The sequence below is a fragment of the Gracilibacillus marinus genome (assembly GCF_042651725.1).
Lineage (GTDB): Bacteria > Bacillota > Bacilli > Bacillales > Amphibacillaceae > Gracilibacillus > Gracilibacillus marinus.
The window spans coordinates 681,486-698,502 of sequence record NZ_JBHSDV010000001.1 but is presented as its reverse complement, the minus strand read 5'-3'; the positions used below and the strand labels follow the sequence as shown (position 1 = coordinate 698,502).

The 17,017-nt window shown below is 34.2% G+C and carries 9 protein-coding genes; 1 reads left to right on the top strand and 8 read right to left on the bottom strand.

Going from position 1 to position 17,017, the window contains the following annotated elements:
• Positions 1–134: 134 nt before the first annotated feature.
• The 8 genes from yhbH to ACFOZ1_RS02945 all read right to left on the bottom strand — a co-directional run bounded on the left by yhbH (position 135) and on the right by ACFOZ1_RS02945 (position 15,275).
• Positions 135–1,280 carry a sporulation protein YhbH gene (gene yhbH / locus ACFOZ1_RS02980; protein WP_390195696.1) on the bottom strand — a complete coding sequence of 382 codons (1,146 nt, stop codon included), beginning with the start codon at positions 1,278–1,280 and terminating at the stop codon, positions 135–137.
• Positions 1,281–1,753: 473 nt separating this feature from the next.
• On the bottom strand, positions 1,754–3,007 hold the full coding sequence (odhB, locus tag ACFOZ1_RS02975) for a 2-oxoglutarate dehydrogenase complex dihydrolipoyllysine-residue succinyltransferase (RefSeq protein ID WP_390195694.1): 1,254 nt from the start codon (positions 3,005–3,007) through the stop codon (positions 1,754–1,756).
• Positions 3,004–5,877, bottom strand: coding sequence for a 2-oxoglutarate dehydrogenase E1 component (locus tag ACFOZ1_RS02970; protein WP_390195692.1), 2,874 nt, complete (start codon positions 5,875–5,877; stop codon positions 3,004–3,006). Before ACFOZ1_RS02970 ends, odhB begins: the two co-directional genes overlap by 4 nt.
• A gap of 294 nt (positions 5,878–6,171) precedes the next feature.
• A complete protein-coding gene (locus tag ACFOZ1_RS02965; RefSeq protein ID WP_390195689.1) occupies positions 6,172–8,067 on the bottom strand; it encodes a PrkA family serine protein kinase in 1,896 nt (631 codons plus the stop codon).
• Between the two features lie 269 nt (positions 8,068–8,336).
• On the bottom strand, positions 8,337–8,888 hold the full coding sequence (locus tag ACFOZ1_RS02960) for a hypothetical protein (RefSeq protein ID WP_390195686.1): 552 nt from the start codon (positions 8,886–8,888) through the stop codon (positions 8,337–8,339).
• A 723-nt stretch (positions 8,889–9,611) separates the two neighbouring features.
• Positions 9,612–11,363: a glycoside hydrolase family 13 protein gene (locus tag ACFOZ1_RS02955; protein ID WP_390195685.1), complete on the bottom strand. Its 1,752-nt coding sequence runs from the start codon at positions 11,361–11,363 to the stop codon at positions 9,612–9,614.
• Between the two features lie 165 nt (positions 11,364–11,528).
• The gene (locus ACFOZ1_RS02950; protein WP_390195682.1) at positions 11,529–13,631 is read right to left on the bottom strand and encodes an alpha-amylase family glycosyl hydrolase; all 2,103 of its coding nucleotides are present in this window, start codon (positions 13,629–13,631) and stop codon (positions 11,529–11,531) included.
• A 324-nt stretch (positions 13,632–13,955) separates the two neighbouring features.
• Positions 13,956–15,275, bottom strand: a complete 1,320-nt coding sequence (locus ACFOZ1_RS02945) for an ISL3 family transposase (protein WP_390195680.1) — start codon at positions 15,273–15,275, stop codon at positions 13,956–13,958.
• A 404-nt stretch (positions 15,276–15,679) separates the two neighbouring features.
• Between ACFOZ1_RS02945 and ACFOZ1_RS02940 the strand changes: the two genes are divergently transcribed.
• Positions 15,680–16,996: an extracellular solute-binding protein gene (locus ACFOZ1_RS02940; RefSeq protein WP_390195677.1), complete on the top strand. Its 1,317-nt coding sequence runs from the start codon at positions 15,680–15,682 to the stop codon at positions 16,994–16,996.
• Positions 16,997–17,017 lie beyond the last annotated feature (21 nt).

Sequence of the window (17,017 nt, the reverse complement as noted above, 5' to 3'; positions counted from 1 at the left end):
CTCCTTTTTTCATATAATAAATGTCATTATAATCTTCCCTTTTTTTGCATAAATTAACCGCATTTTATATACTAACATGAAATAGAGTCATTTTTCATCAAAAAACAACATAATTTCAAATAAAAAAGCCACTCCTATGAGTAGCTTTTTTCTCGAAAGAAATGTTTCATTGCGAAAAATACATCTTCTTTACTTCTTAGAACAAATTGTTTAAATTTAGGATGGTTAATATCTTTAAATGCCTGTGTTAATGTGGAGTAACGATTATACTGATTCACTTCACCATAACCAAACATAGACGCATATTCAAGCAATTCATTCACGGCTTCTAATGACCTTCTATTATCAGAAGTTAAATTGTCTCCATCTGAAATGTGGAAAGGGTATATATTATATCTTGATACAGGATATTTCTCTTTTATTAACTCTAGTGCCTTTTTATAAGCAGAGGAACAAATCGTTCCACCACTTTCTCCTTTTGTAAAAAATGCTTCCTCATCTACTACTTTTGCCTCCGTATGATGCGCAATAAATTCGACATCTACTGTCTCGTATTTCTTTCGTAAAAATCGCATTGTCCAAAAGTAAAAACTTCTCGCTACATATTTTTCAAATTGACCCATAGATCCACTCGTATCCATCATCGCAAGAATTACGGCTTTAGATTCAGGCTTAATTACATTATCCCAAGTCTTAAATCGCAAATCATCTGGATATATTGGAGTAAATGAAGGGTTTCCTTCTAATGCATTTCTGCGATAAGATGCTAGCATTGTTCGTTTTTTATCAATATTACCTGTTAAGCCTTTCTTTCTAATATCATTAAATTGGACATCTGTTATTGTTATATTATCTTTCTCTTTTTCTTCTAAATTCGGTAATGCTAATTCTGAAAAAAATGCTTCTTCTAATGTCTCAAAGTCTATCTCTGCTTCATAATAATCGGTGCCTGGTTGATCTCCAGCTTTTTCCCCGGTTCCACCTTTTTGTGGTTTTCCATCTTGTGCAATCACATCACCAACTTGACTTTTGCCATTACCTTGCCCAACATGCTTATTTTTCGATTGGCTATAACGGATTTTATATTCATCTAAAGAGCGGATTGGAATACGTACAATATCCTTACCTCTTGACATGATAATACTCTCTTCACTAATAATATCAGGCAACCTCTTTTTAAGCGCTTCCTTTATTTTATCTTGATGTCGCTTTTGATCGTCAAACCCTTTTCTATGGAGGGACCAATCTTCTTCAGCAATCACAAAATTAAAATCAGTCATCCCAAAACCCTCCTCTGCTTGTATTATTTTATTCTATGCAAGAACCCTAAGAAAGATTAAGTAAACAACCAAAAAAATTAAAATAATTATCAAAAGCACTGCCAGTCGTTTAGAAACGTAGGGACTGGAGAAAATCAACTGAGATAAAGGAATCACGGTGAGCTTGCGAACCGATGATGACTTATCGTAGAGCGATTTTTGAAGTACCATAGTTTCTGACTGGCAGTGCTGGCCGCATCAAAAGCGAAAACGCCCGTTTAGAAACGTAGAGACTGGAACAAATCAACTGAAATAAAGGAATCACGGTGAGCTTGCGAACCGATGATGACTTATTGATTGTTGATTTGTGAAGTCTCCTAGTTTCTGGGCGTTGTAGCTGGATGAATCAAAAGCGAAAACGCCCGTTTAGAAACGTAGAGACTGGTGAACACAAAAAATAGCGACTAGCAATATACCTGCTAGTCGCTGTCTTATTAACCTTCTAATAATAAATCATACGGGTCTTCTAACAATTGTTTGACTCGAACAAGGAATTGTACTGCGTCTTTTCCGTCTACAATACGGTGATCATAGGATAATGCAATATTCATCATTGGTCGAACCTCAATCGAATCATCCGGCATCACTATCGCACGCTTCTGAATTGTGTGCATACCTAAAATTCCAACTTGTGGAGTATTTAAAATTGGTGTCGATAATAAAGAACCAAAAATACCTCCATTTGTAATAGTGAATGACCCACCTTGTAAATCTGCTAACTGCAATTCTTTATTGCGTGCTTTCTTACCTAGATTCGTTATTTCAGATTCAATACCTGCAAAATCTAGTCTGTCCGCATCACGTACAACAGGAACTACTAATCCATCATCTGTCGAGACAGCAATACCAATGTCATAGAATTTTTTCAAAATAATCTCATTGTCTTGAATCTCTGCATTAATATACGGAAACTCTTTTAATGCACCGACTACCGCTTTTGTAAAGAATGACATAAAACCTAACTTCACACCGTGCTTCTCAAGAAACTTATCTTTTCTTTCACTTCTAAGCTTCATCACTGCACTCATATCAACTTCATTAAAAGTTGTTAACATCGCTGCAGTATGTTGTGCTTCTACAAGTCGATTTGCGATTGTTTGGCGACGTCTTGTCATTTTTACACGTTCAACTGGTTTTTCAAATTCTTGCTCTTTTTCAGCAGAGTTAGAATTGCTTGATGTTTTTTGCTCTTGCTTTGGTTTTTCTTCTTTCAATGCATTTGATAATTTTTCCACATCTTCTGGTCTAATTCTTCCTAATGGATCATTTGTAACAACTTGCTTTAAATCAATTCCTAATTCACGTGCACGCTTTCTAGCTGCAGGTGAAGCAATCACTTTATTTTCTTTATCTGTGGAATCAGAAGTAGTTTTATCTTCTGCTTTTTCTTCTTTCTCTTTTGATACCTCTTTCGTAATTGACTGTGCATCACTACTATCTGATGAAACTTCTCCATTTTCATCAATTTTAGCAATTACTTCGCCAACTTCTACATCATCACCTGTTTGTCGAACTAATTCTACAACTACACCTGTATAATCTGCATTTACCTCTACATTTACTTTATCTGTTTCAAGTTCACAAATTGGTGCGCCTTTTTCAATTGTATCCCCTTCACTCACTAACCATTCCGCAATGGTACCTTCCGTAATTGATTCTGCTAATTCTGGGACCTTAATTTCCTTCATTTGGATTCTCCTCCTTCAGACAGCTCTAATGCTTGTTTTACTAGGCGTCTTTGCTCCGCTTTATGGATATGTGGGTCACCTACGGATGGTGATGAGCGTTCACATCGGCCAACATATTGTAATTCAATTGATCTATCTTTAACAATTCGGAACAATAATTCTTTTACAAAATTCCAGCAACCCATATTACGTGGTTCTTCTTGTACCCAAACGACTTCTTTCAAATTCGGGCAAGCGTCAATTATTTCTTGTAATTTCTTTTCAGGGAATGGATAAATTTGCTCTAATCTTAATACATGGATATTTTTATATGCTTCCATGTCTTCACCCATTTTTTCTTCGATATCTACCATTACTTTACCTGTCCCTACGATTAAACGAGTCGCATTTGTAGAAGTCCACTCTAATCCTGGTTGTGGCATCAACGGTTTAAATTTTCCTGATGTGAATTCTTCTATTTTCGAGACAACTCTTGGACTTCTTAACAAGCTTTTTGGGGTCATCACAATTAACGGCCTTGATGCCTCACTATCAACTAGTGCCGCTTGTCTTCTTAATATGTGGAATAATTGTGCACTTGATGTAACATTCGCAACAATCCAGTTATTTTCTGCTGCCATCGTTAAGAAACGTTCCACACGTCCACTTGAATGCTCAGGTCCTTGCCCTTCATAACCATGTGGTAATAAAATTACCATATTTGACCTTTCATCCCATTTCGCACGACTTGACGAAATAAATTGATCAAAAATAACTTGTGCCGCATTAGCGAAATCACCGAATTGTGCTTCCCAAATAACTAATGTTTTTGGAGCTTTCACGCTATATCCATACTCAAAACCTAACACTGCCGCTTCTGATAGTGGACTGTTATGCACATCAAAAGTAACATTTGTATTTTGTAATCCGTGTAATGAACAGTAAGTTTCGTTTGTCTCCACGTCATGTAACATTAAGTGTCTATGTGCAAATGTTCCACGCTCTGAATCTTGACCTGTTAAGCGAATTGGAATACCGTCATTTAATATAGATGCAAAAGCTAATGCTTCTCCAACAGCCCAATCCGCTTTCAAGTCTGATTCGAAACTTCGATGGCGTTTTTGTAATATTTTTTCTAATTTCTTGAATGCTTGGAATCCCTCAGGACGTCTTAACATGTCTCTATTTAAAGTAAGTAACGTATCCTTTGAAACAGCCGTCTCAATTTCACTTAAACCTTGTTGAAGTGCTTGTGGAATCGGCAATGCTTCCGGATTTTCGTTTACGTTTTCTATCATTTCATCATATATACCTTGTAATTTATTAAAAACAGCTTCGTTCATTTCCTCTAACGTATTTTCTTGAATGACCCCTTGATCTTGTAATCGTTTTGCATATACTTGTGCACATGTCGGATGATTATCAATCGCCTTATATAGACGTGGTTGCGTCGCTCTCGGTTCATCCATTTCATTATGACCATATCTGCGGTAACCAACTAAATCGATTAAAATATCCTTTTTAAATTTACTACGGTAATCATATGCAAGCACTGCAGCAGAAATACAAGCTTCTGGATCATCTGCATTCACATGAATAATCGGCACTTCAAATCCTTTTGCTAAATCACTCGCATATCTAGTAGAACGTCCTTGTTCTTGCCCTGTAGTAAATCCTACTAAGTTATTTGCAATAATATGTAGTGATCCCCCTGTACTATATCCAGGTAACGCACTTAAGTTAAACGTCTCTGCAACGACGCCTTCTCCGATAAAAGCTGCATCTCCATGTATTAAAATGCTAAATGCCTTCTTCGTGTTTTGCTGTACTTTACCTTGTTGGAAACGAGAATCTTGTGCTGCTCTTGTAAAACCTTCCACTACGGGATTAACAAACTCCAAGTGTGAAGGATTGTGCGCTAAAGTAATTTTTGTTGGTGATGGTTTTTCTTCACCTAATTGACGTTTTGCACCGAAATGATATTTCACGTCACCTGTCCAACCATATGTGATTGCACGTGATCCTGGTGATGTTGGTACAAGTTCAATATCTGCAGATGGATGAAATTCCGAGAATAACTTATCAAATGGCTTTCCTAATATATGTGTTAACACACTAAGTCGACCACGGTGTGCCATTCCCATCAGAATTTCCTCTGTTTCGTCATAAAATGATTTTTGTACAATTCGATCAAGAATTGGTACCATCATTTCCAAGCCTTCAATAGAGAAACGCTTTTGTGCGACAAATGTTTTGGCAAGGAAATTCTCAAATCCTTCCACATCTACAATTTGACCTAACAACTGACGTTTTTCATTATCAGTAAAATTAAATCGATACTCTCCAGATTCAATGCTGTTCTGGAACCAATTTCTTTCTTCATCATCGTTTACGTGATCATATTCAAATGATATCGTTCCAGCATATTGTTGCATCAAATATTCCACAACATCTTGTGCTGTATCGATACCTTTGACGGAGCGCTCCCAAATCCAATCTGACGGAATCGCTTCCAAAATATCTTTTGTTAATCCGTAATGTGCAGGATCTACTAAAGTCGTGTCACCTGATTTGCCAGTATCGACTGGATAAATCGTTGCTTTTAAGTGACCATAACGTCTAATAGCCTCAACAAGTTTGATTGCTGAGGTAAGTTGTTTTGCACTTATAGACGACGAAAGTCCACTTTGAGTAACGACCTCATTCACATCATGACTTGACATTTTAGGAGCTCCGTATTGATCGAACATCTCTTGTAGTGTTTGATCAACAGCATTCCTATCATTTAAGTAAAGTTCATATTGTTCTTCTAAATATCCCATATTGGGACCATAAAATTTTTTCCAGAATTTTTCACTGGATCCCTGCTGTGTCACTTTATATACCCCCATTAGAAGTCACTTTCTTCTACATACTTTACTCCCATCCAATATCGTAATGGATTACCATTACTTCCTTAAATATAACTCATTTTACTATGGGAAACAACATAAAAGTAAGGAATATTTGATACTTTTTTGTAAATAATCTACGCATAAAGAAAACGCTTTATAAAACAAACAATTCCTTCGTTAAAACATACAAAACGTTCTTCATCATGTGATTATATTCACAAGAATGAATATGGAAATAAATTAAAAAAGGGTATCACTTCTACACTTTAAATAGTAGAAGTGATACGAAAATCATCTATTTAGCAAACTACCTACATATCTCAATAAATCATTCGCTGATTGCGAATTGTAATTATACTCATCTATTAATGTGGCGACAACTTCATTCATTTTTTTCAATTGCTGTTCATCAGGTGTTTTCGTTGATGTTGTAATTTTAACAATATCCTTCAAATCCGCAAAAAGTTTCTTCTGTATTGCTTCACGTAAACGTTCGTGTGATTGATAGTCGAACTTTTTCCCTTTGCGGGCATATGCGGAAATTCGAATTAATATTTCTTCTCTAAATGGTTTCTTTGCATTTTCAGATATACCAATTTGTTCTTCTATAGAGCGCATTAGCTTCTCATCTGGTTGCATTTCTTCCCCTGTTAAGGGATCTTCTAACTTTGTTTTATTGCAAAATGCTTCTACATTGTCTAAATAATTATTCATCAATGTTTTTGCAGATTCTTCGTATGAATAGACAAATGCTTTTTGTACTTCTTTCTTAGCCAATTCATCGTATTCTTTTCTAGCAACTGAAATAAATTCTAAATAGTCTTCTTTCTGTTCTTTTGTAATAGAAGGATGATCATCTAACCCGTCTTTTAAGGAACGTAACACATCTAATGCATTAATTGCTTGCATTTCTTTACGTATTATCGTGGAAGAAATTCGATTAATGACATACCTTGGATCAATTCCAGACATTCCTTCATCAGCATATTCTTTCTTCAATGCAAGTACATCTTGTTCACTAAAACCTTCCACATCTTGGTCATTATACAAATACATTTTCTTTAACAAACTAATATTATTTTGCTTCGATTCTTTTAATCTCGTTAAAATCGTGAACATTGCTGCGATTTTTAATGTATGTGGTGCGATATGCACATCTTTCATATCACTTTCTTCAATCATTTTGCGATAAATTCGCTCTTCTTCATCTACTTTTAAATTATAAGGGATTGGCATTACAATCATTCGAGAATGGAGGGCTTCGTTTTTCTTGTTAGAGATAAAAGAACGGTATTCTGTTTCATTCGTGTGTGCAACAATCATTTCATCAGCGGAAATCAACGCAAATCTACCTGCTTTAAAATTCCCTTCTTGGGTTAAAGATAGTAGATGCCAAAGAAATTTTTCATCACATTTCAACATTTCTTGGAATTCCATTAATCCTCTATTTGCTTTATTTAATTCTCCATCAAAACGGTAGGCACGTGGATCTGATTCTGACCCATATGTGGCAATTGTTGAGAAATCAATGGAACCAGTTAAATCAGCGATGTCTTGTGACTTTGGATCTGAAGGACTGAATGTACCAATACCAACACGACGATCCTCTGAAAAGAAAATTCGCTCAACAATTACATCTTCTATCTGTCCATTGTACTCTTCTTCCAGTCGCAATCGATTTAATGGAGAGAGATTTCCTTCAATTCGAATCCCGTACTCTTTTTCAAAGTCTTGTCTTAAATATGGTGGAATTAAATGTAATGGATTCTCATGCATTGGACAATTTTTAATTGCATATACTGCACCCTTATCTGTTAATGTATATCGTTCGAGCCCTCTTTTTAGCATCGTTACAAGTGTGGATTTTCCACCACTAACAGGTCCCATCAATAAAAGAATTCGTTTTTTTACATCTAAACGTTTTGCTGCAGGATGAAAGTATTCTTCTACTAATTTTTCTAATGCTTCTTCTAAACCAAAAAGCTGACCGCTAAAAAAATTATATCTTCTCACACCATCTGCTTCTTCCATTCCTTCATCCTTAATCATTTGATAAATTCTAGAGTGTGCAGATTGAGCTAAATATGGTCTATCTTTTAACAATTCCAAATATTGACTAAATGTTCCTTCCCATTTCAATGCATTTTGTTTTTCTCTGTGGTGCTGTGCTTTTCTTAATATATCCATATAAAAACCTCCTAATGGCATTGTTTCTATAAAGTAAGACCATTTTGATCAGCGAAGTACATCCTCTCCAACTGATTTTATTTATGCAAACGATAATGAATCCTCCCACCACTATTCATATCTCGCTTTATCTATATGTATGATAAGTAAAAGTGAAAAATGATTTTTGTTTTTTGGAAGATATGAAAGAAGAACAAATTATATGTATATAAATATATAAAAGCCTGTAGCTAAAATTGTACCGTTAAAAATTTAGCTACAGGCTTTTATTATCTTTCATACAGTAGTTCACCTTCATTTGAGTATGCAGAAAGGATATACGGTTGTTCATCTCCTTTGTCATTTTCAGAAACAATATACCAATAAGTTGTATCGTTATTATTTATGATGTTTGCATCTTTTGTGACATTATTGTATGAAAGTGTAACATTACTTATTTTCGTATCATTTATGACCCCTAAAAATAATGTAGTATATGTGCTTTCTTGTTCCATAGAAACAGGCCCATTAATCCAAGTAGATTGTGTAAAGGAAATTGGTCGAGTAGTTGGATCCATTGTATCCGTGAAACCAGAATGTCCTTGATAACTCCATCCTTTTTCATTTAGGGAAAATTGATATACACCAAATCCATTTGTCTTCTCAAATATCGAGAATGCCGAATTTTCTAATTCTTCTGTATAAAGAATATTCGAAGATGTAATATCATTATCTAATAATTCTTGTTCAATGGTTTTTAAATCGTCAATTGCCTCCTCCTCTATATGACTACAACCTGACAAAAATAAGAATATCGTTACAAAAACAATATAGGCTTTCAAGTACACACTTCCTCTCAAATACTAATAGGGCTAATCAAATCAAGAAGTACTTCAATTATTTAATCAATTACTGTTTATTTTATAGTTAGTATAGCACATAACTTTTTACAAATTAGGAATAATAATATAATTTTTTGGAATAATCCTAAAGGACTGCTTCACAAAAATGAGATAATCCGTTATAATAATGGCAAGATAAAATAAAGCTCATTTACCGGAGTTTTTCGGACGGTCACATAGAAAAATAGGAGGGTTATTATGGGAGTAGCATTAATTATTGGTGTTAGCGTTACATTTATTGTAGCAATTTTTGCATCAGGCTATGAAGCAAAGCAGTAAAAACAATCTTTATTCATAACACGATACATATTAAATAGAAGCAAGTATAAAAGGATCTGTTATCAGAGATGATGATGGATCCTTTTGTACTTGCTTCAGCACTACGGTATTGGAAAATTACAAAATGTATTTTTTTTACATATCTACAGACATCCTAGCACTATATGACAAACTGAGATGAAAAGGAATAAACGTAGATGCAATTCAAAGAATGTTCTGTGGTACCATGTTTTCTTTTAAAGAGTAAAATGGAAATAATTATGTATTGAGAGAGAAGCCCCTAAAAGTACAAAAGCTGCCACATATGTCAATGTGGCAACTTTCTATAGAAAAATTTTTCACTTACATTCATTAATACTTTCTTTCTTATTTGAATGTATTTAATTATATTTTTTGGAAACATTTATACCCAAATGCATTTAATTTTAAAATTGCTTTATTATCTAATTTTTCGACTTCATTCGAAAATATATCTTTTACAGTACAATTGGATAAATGCTCAAGAGTGATATTCGTTTGTAAGTGACTATTATTTATAATAAAGTGTAATTCTTGATTTCCTTTCATTTTACTATAAATGACGACATTGCCTTCTGCCTTTATAAACTGAAAATTAGATAGGTTACCAAATGCTGGTACATCTCTTCTAAGTTGTATCAATGTTCTAACAAACTCAAACATTTCTTTATCTTGTTCCTCTTCATTCCACACCATACATTTCCTACAGCCAGGATCACCTCCACCATCCATACCTATCTCATCACCATAATAAATACATGGGGATCCTATAAACGAAAATTGAAATAAGAATAACAATTTCAATCTTTCTTTATTATTATTGGCCATTGTCAACACTCTTGCTGTATCGTGACTACCTAACAAATTAAACGAGACTTCATTTACATTTTGTGGATACATGTGTAGAACTTTAGTAATGGAATCCATAAACTCCGTACTATCCATTTTTTGAGTTGCAAAATAGTCTACTGCACTCTTTGTGAATGGATAATTCATTACTGCGTCGAACTGATCACCTTGCAACCACTTTATCGCATCATGCCATATCTCACCTAAAATATACACATCTTTCTTAATCTCTTTTACTGCTTTACGAAATTCACGCCAAAATGTATGATCTACTTCATTCGCTACATCTAAGCGCCATCCATCAATATCGAATTCTTCAACCCAATATTTACCGACATCAAGTAAATATTCTTTCACCTTTTGATTTGCAGTATTTAACTTCGGCATTGACGCAACAAACCCAAAAGCATCGTAATTGGGATAACCTTCTGTCTTAATTGGATAATTCCAAATATGAAACCAATCTTTAAACGGAGAGCTTTCTTGGTTTTTAATCACATCTTGAAAAGGTTCAAAATAATAGCCGCTATGATTAAATACCGCATCTAGCATTACCTTTATACCTCTATCATGACATTCTTTAATTAGTTTTCGAAATGTCTCTTTATCCCCGAACTGTGGATCAATCTCAAAATAATCGATTGTATCATACTTATGATTGGAGTATGCTTTAAATATTGGTGTCATATATATACCATTTATGCCTAGTTCTACTAGATAATCTAAATGATCAATAATTCCTTGAAAGTCTCCACCAAATATATTTGTTTGAGACGGTTCCTCACTCCCCCAAGGTAATGTACTTTCAGGATTAATTGTAGAATCTCCGTTAGCAAATCGATCAGGAAATATTTGATACCACACTGTATCTTTTACCCATTCCGGTTCTTTAAACAAATCCACAGCATGTATATACGGAAAACAAAAGTAACTATTAATATCAGTAGGTACACGATTAAAGAAACCTTTTTCAGTGTAAATAATTTCATTATCATTTATATCGATACAACGAAATCCGTAACGCAACCTTCTGAATTCAGGCTCTACAGTTATCTTCCAATAATCCAGAAGTGACGTAGAACCTGACTTATACATCTCTCTTTGGCTATATTGCCATTGATTTCCTTGAAAATGATATGGATCTGCGTAGATTAACTCTACTTTTTTGATATCATTTGCTTTTGTTTCTAACATTATATGAATTGTTTCAGCATCTTTTGCGTAAAGATATTGATCATTTGCCCTATGATGAATAGCTTCTAAAAACATATTACCATCTCCATTTTGATTTATTATATTACATACTAATTATGATGTATTATAACTCCTTCATTACTAGTAAAGTACCATTAAATAATTCACAACTAAGATAAAACCCCTCTACTAGTCGGTAGGGGGTTGTTTTAATATAAAAAAGCATTGCCCAGTATACGGTTAATTTTGCCATGTAGTTATCAATGTATGTGTACCAGAATTCGGTACAGTATATAAGTGATTAGCTCCACTTTCCCAAATAACACTTCCAGTAGCATCCTTTTTGATGAATTTATACTCTATCTTCTCATTTATCGGTAATGCTATGTCATAATACCAATTTGGGTACGTATACATTACTTGATTAAAAAATGGACCAATTGCTTTATCTGGATCCCATTCGCCTAATTCGTGAATGTTTCCAACAATATATACATCTGTACCCAGATTCGTATGTGCTTGTTCCACAACAATTCGAATAGGTAGTAACTTATTGCTTACTAATTCAAAATCACTATATATATTACTTTCCACATTGCTATGAGTAATTATTTTAATATCATAATAGCCTGCTTCTACACTAGGCGCATTAACTACGATATCCGTGTCATTCCAAGATTTAATTGTAGCTTGATTATCACCAAATAACACTATACCTTCACTCGTACCAAAGTTTTGGCCACTAATCGTTATTTCATTACCAGGTTGACCTACCATTGGACCTACGTGACCAACTTCTACATTCCCTGTACTACTAGTGTATTCCCAAACAGCTACTTCATTTGGTTGTAATTCAAAAGTGGTTACCGAGCCGTTCTGATTTACATGGATGTCACTACCATTTAACAAACTATCTAAGACATCACTATATGTGCCACTTGGTAAAGACGTTTGTAAATTCGTAATAGGATAACTAGTATTACCACTGTTAATTGCAGTAACTACAACGTTATTCCCAAATTTCCTTTCAAAAATGTACACATCATCATTTATCCAACGCTCTGTTGTATCACCGTATCCTAATGCGGTATTAGTTTGTCTAAGATTCGAAAGTTTACTTATTATATTATAAGCTCGAGTCGATTTATTAAAGCTAGGCATTTTCTTTCTATTTTCCGGATCAGATTCTCCAGTTAAATATTGCTCCGTTCCATAATAAATTGTAGGTACGCCACGAGAAGTTAATAGAATCGCTAAAGCCATATCTACATTAACTGTATTAGAATTATTAGAATGAAACCTACTCATATCATGATTATCTATAAAAGTAACTTGGTCAATCACTTCAGAATAACTTGCATTTGTATCTTCAATCATGTTGTGAAAATCTATCCAAGTACTCTGATTAGATTTCAAAACTTGTCTTAATTGCTGTCCATATCTGAAATCTAATAAACTCATTCCACTCTCATTAGCAAAGTGATGATTCTGATTATCTACTTCATTCTGACCTAGAAACCATTCTCCAAAAGTGAATACCGGCTTATACGTATATATATGATTGACTAATGTTTCCTGCCAACCTTGAGACATATGTTTCACTGCATCTACTCGAATTCCGTCAATACCTTTATCCAGCCATAATTCAATCGATTCTTTCAAATAATTATCTAAATCTTGATTTAGATAATTATAATCTGCTAAATCATATAAGTTTCTATAAATACTATCTTCATAAGATGAGAAATCTGTACCCCCATTATGATGAAAAATACCGTTTCCATCATTCGTATAATTACCTAATAACACACCATTATCATAAATCGCACCATTTTCCACATAGTTTTGGTTTGTTTCTAAAGCAGGTGAAGAATGATTTGGTGTGAAATCCATAATAACCTTTAAATTATTCGAGTGTGCAACTTCAATCAATTCATCAAAATCATTAAAATCCCCATAAAATGGATTGGTTTTTTTATAGTCTCTTGCCCAGTAACCATGATAGGAAGTATAACCTTGTGGATGTATTGCATACACATTTTCCACAGGTTGCGAAATCCACAATGCAGTTATGCCCAAATCTGTTAAATATCCATCATTGAATTTATCGACAATCCCTTGCCAATCACCACCAATATATTTATGCAAATTAGATTGACTAAACAAGTTACCTGTAGGATTATTCGATGGATTGCCATCATTAAATCTATCTGTCACAATTTGATAAATTACATCTTGAGAATAGTTCACTTTATTAGTTTTTTCTTCGGCCTTACTTTCTACAGTGTAAAGAGATAACATAAAAACAACAACAAGACTAACTGCAATCGATTTCTTTTTCAAAAATAGATAAGCCTTTCATTAGATATCTATCCCTTCTTTTTGTAATTAAACGCTTCAACAAACCTCCTCTCGTATAAAAAAAACAAACAACACCAGCTAATTATAAGCCGGGGTTGTTTGTTTTTTACAAATTCATTGCCCTCAAATTGTATTTATGTCTTTCTGTAGATGTACTCGCATTATATAACATCCTGATTCCGTGTCAATATAAAATCAATAAAATTATATACTTAATAAATTTTATTAGGCTCTTTGTCAAATAGTGTTGGTGAGAATTTTTACCCACATATTTATTTAAGATATATTCACACGCTTTCTGCTTATTTAAGCAGCTGGAGCGTGTGTTTTCTTTTGTTGTTTTTGTTCTACTGCTTTGAACTTAAAATGCAAGAGAATCCGATGTTTGTAATGATAAAAGTTACGATAGCCATATACGACACGATTGAGTACTTTGATTTTATTGTTGATGCCTTCTATACGACTATCGCTAAACGGATAGAGGAAACTGTTTTTAATGTATGGCGCGTGTTTCCGTAACGTCTTTAGACTCGTTCGCATCACATTAAAAATTACTGGATTGGTAGGTTCCTGTAAGATCTTTTCTAGTTGGTCATGATCTTTGGATTTGAATACAGTTAATAGCTTTTGGTATAAATCATAATGTGCTTTTAATTCAGAAGAATATCCTAACAGTTCTGTGACCACAGTGGTATCTAGACATTGTCCAAACAAGTGATAATACTTATATTCCGTATTCGATAAATCTTTCTCCCACTTCAACAGAAGTTTCCAATATCGTTTGAGTCTTCGGTATTTCTTTAAATCTTCTCCTTTAGATGTATGAAATGTATTCATCACTTGGACTCTTACTTTGTTCATCGAACGTGTGATTAACTGAACAAGATGGAATCGATCAATAATGATACGGGCATTGGGGAAGAGTTCTTTGATAAGGCTCACATATCCTGCATTCCTATCAATCGTAATCGTCTTTACTTGTTTGCGTTGTTTTAAACTATAATTCGTTACGAAATGATCACGAATGGTGCGTCCATCTCTTTGCGGTAAGATATCGATAATATCCCCTGATTCCGCATCGATATAAGTGAAAGCCATCTGTCCTTTGGCATACTTAAATTCATCAAACGAAAGGTTTTTAGGTAAGGTTTGATGCATACCAGTATATAATTTGCTTTCTCGATTGATGACGCGTTGCACAGTAGAAGACGATACCCCACAATCAGGTGCAATATCTTTGGATGACGCTTCCGCTGATTTAATGATGGCTTGAGCTTGTGTACCTTTTGAAATAAAGCATCCTTCATCCACTAAAGGTGTTTTAGCTGAGAAGGTGCATTGACAAGCACGACAATAAAAACGTTGCTTTTTCAACTTCAAATACGACTTTTTTACGCCATTAATCGGTAATGTAATTGTAGATGTTTTTGTTCCATGTTTAATAATAGTGTAGTTTTCATTGATTACGCCACATGCATCACAATGCGCGGGTACATAGGTAAGTAAGCCTTTCACATAACGGCAAGCATGTCCCTTTTTCGTTCCTTCGTACACACAATCTTCTTCAAATGTGATATTTGGGTCTTGAATATCCATTAACATTTTAATAGAATAAGAAATAGACAAGTGAGTTCCCTCCTAATTGTTTTGTGGTAAAAACTAATTGTACAGGGAAACTCACTTGTTTTCTATTAATAAGAAAAAAGGTGCTAGTGAATGTCTTTTGAAGAGCACCGTTCTCTCCTCAAAATTCCCTTCACCAACACCAAATATTATACAACCTTTTTTCATTCAAATAGATGCATTATTTTACAATCGTTTGCACACTATCTCTCTTTTTATCACTATTCCTCTTATCTCTTCAAATCATTACTATTCTTCACTTTTAAATAATATCGAAACAAAATCAGATAACAAAAAGAAAAAAAGGTATTGTCAAATTCCTTTGTTGTATGTATAATAAAAAACATGACATGCGCAAACGTTTTCGCAACGTGTGTCATAAAACATAAATTCGGGAGGTTAGTTAGATGAAAAAATGGTTAGGAGTATGTATTTTATTATTGTTTGTTAGTCTTTTAGTAGCATGTGGGCCAGATACAAGTAAAGAAAGCGGCAATAGTTCAGATCAAGAAACAGCTAATAATAACTCTGAAGAAAATGAAAGCGATTCATCATCAGATAGCACAATGCCTGAAAAACCTGAGAAATTAACGATTTGGGTAAATGCAGAAGAAAAACAAGAAGATGCTGTGAAACAAATCGCTGAGAAATATACAGAAGAGACAGGAATAGAAATTGAAGCTGTTCCAATTGATATGCTTGAGCAAGTAGAAAAGCTAGACGTAGAAGGACCAACTGGAAATGGACCAGATATTATTTTCCAACCACATGATCGTATTGGTGATTTAGTCTTAAGAGGGTTAATTGATCCAATTAATTTAGGAGAAAAAGAAAACGAATTCACCGAAGCTGCTATTAGCGCAGTAACTAACGAAGGTGAAACTTGGGGATATCCTGCTGTAACAGAAACATATGCACTTTTTTATAACAAATCATTAATCGAAGAAGCACCTCAAACAATGGAAGAATTAATGACAATCGCCGAAGAAAAAACAAATGCTGCGAATGATGAATTTGGTTTTCTAATGGAGGCTGCGAATTTCTATTTTACTTATCCATTCTTCTCTGGTAACGGCTCTTATGTATTTGCAGAAGAAAATGGTAATTATGACATTGACGATATCGGATTAGCAAATGAAGGAGCAGTAAAAGGTGGCGAACTTATTCAATCATGGTTTACAAATGGATACATTCCACAAGATTTAACACCAGATATCATGAATGGATTATTCAAAGAAGGGAAAGTAGCTGCTGTTATTAATGGACCATGGATGGTTCGTGAATATCAAGATGCACTTGGTGAAGATTTACAAGCAACCATTTTACCAACATTAGAAAATGGAGAGAATCCTAAGTCATTTGTTGGTGTAAAAGCTTACTTATTATCATATTACTCTGAAAATAAAGAGTGGGCACAAGACTTTATGGAATTTGTAACAAACAGCGAAAATGCAATGCTTTATTATGAAGTTGCCGGAGAGATGCCAGCTAGGTTAGATTCAATTGAAAATGAAGCAATTGCAAATGATCCAATCTATTCAGCATTTGCGCAACAAGCAACATTTGGTGAACCTATGCCAGGAATTCCTGCAATGCAACAAGTTTGGGATCCAATCAATAACGGCCTATCATTTATTTCGAAAGGTGAACCTGTTGAAGAAGTATTACAAGAAACGGTAGAAGTGATTAAAGATAATATCGCTACATCTGGAGCATCACAGTAACAACCATATATGGAACACTAA

Coding starts and splice junctions, on each gene's coding strand:
- yhbH (WP_390195696.1), bottom strand. CDS start 1,280: ATGACTGATTTTAATTTTGTGATTGCTGAAGAAGATTGGTCCCTCCAT.
- odhB (WP_390195694.1), bottom strand. CDS start 3,007: ATGAAGGAAATTAAGGTCCCAGAATTAGCAGAATCAATTACGGAAGGT.
- ACFOZ1_RS02970 (WP_390195692.1), bottom strand. CDS start 5,877: ATGGGGGTATATAAAGTGACACAGCAGGGATCCAGTGAAAAATTCTGG.
- ACFOZ1_RS02965 (WP_390195689.1), bottom strand. CDS start 8,067: ATGGATATATTAAGAAAAGCACAGCACCACAGAGAAAAACAAAATGCA.
- ACFOZ1_RS02955 (WP_390195685.1), bottom strand. CDS start 11,363: ATGTTTTTAGAAGCTATTCATCATAGGGCAAATGATCAATATCTTTAC.
- ACFOZ1_RS02940 (WP_390195677.1), top strand. CDS start 15,680: ATGAAAAAATGGTTAGGAGTATGTATTTTATTATTGTTTGTTAGTCTT.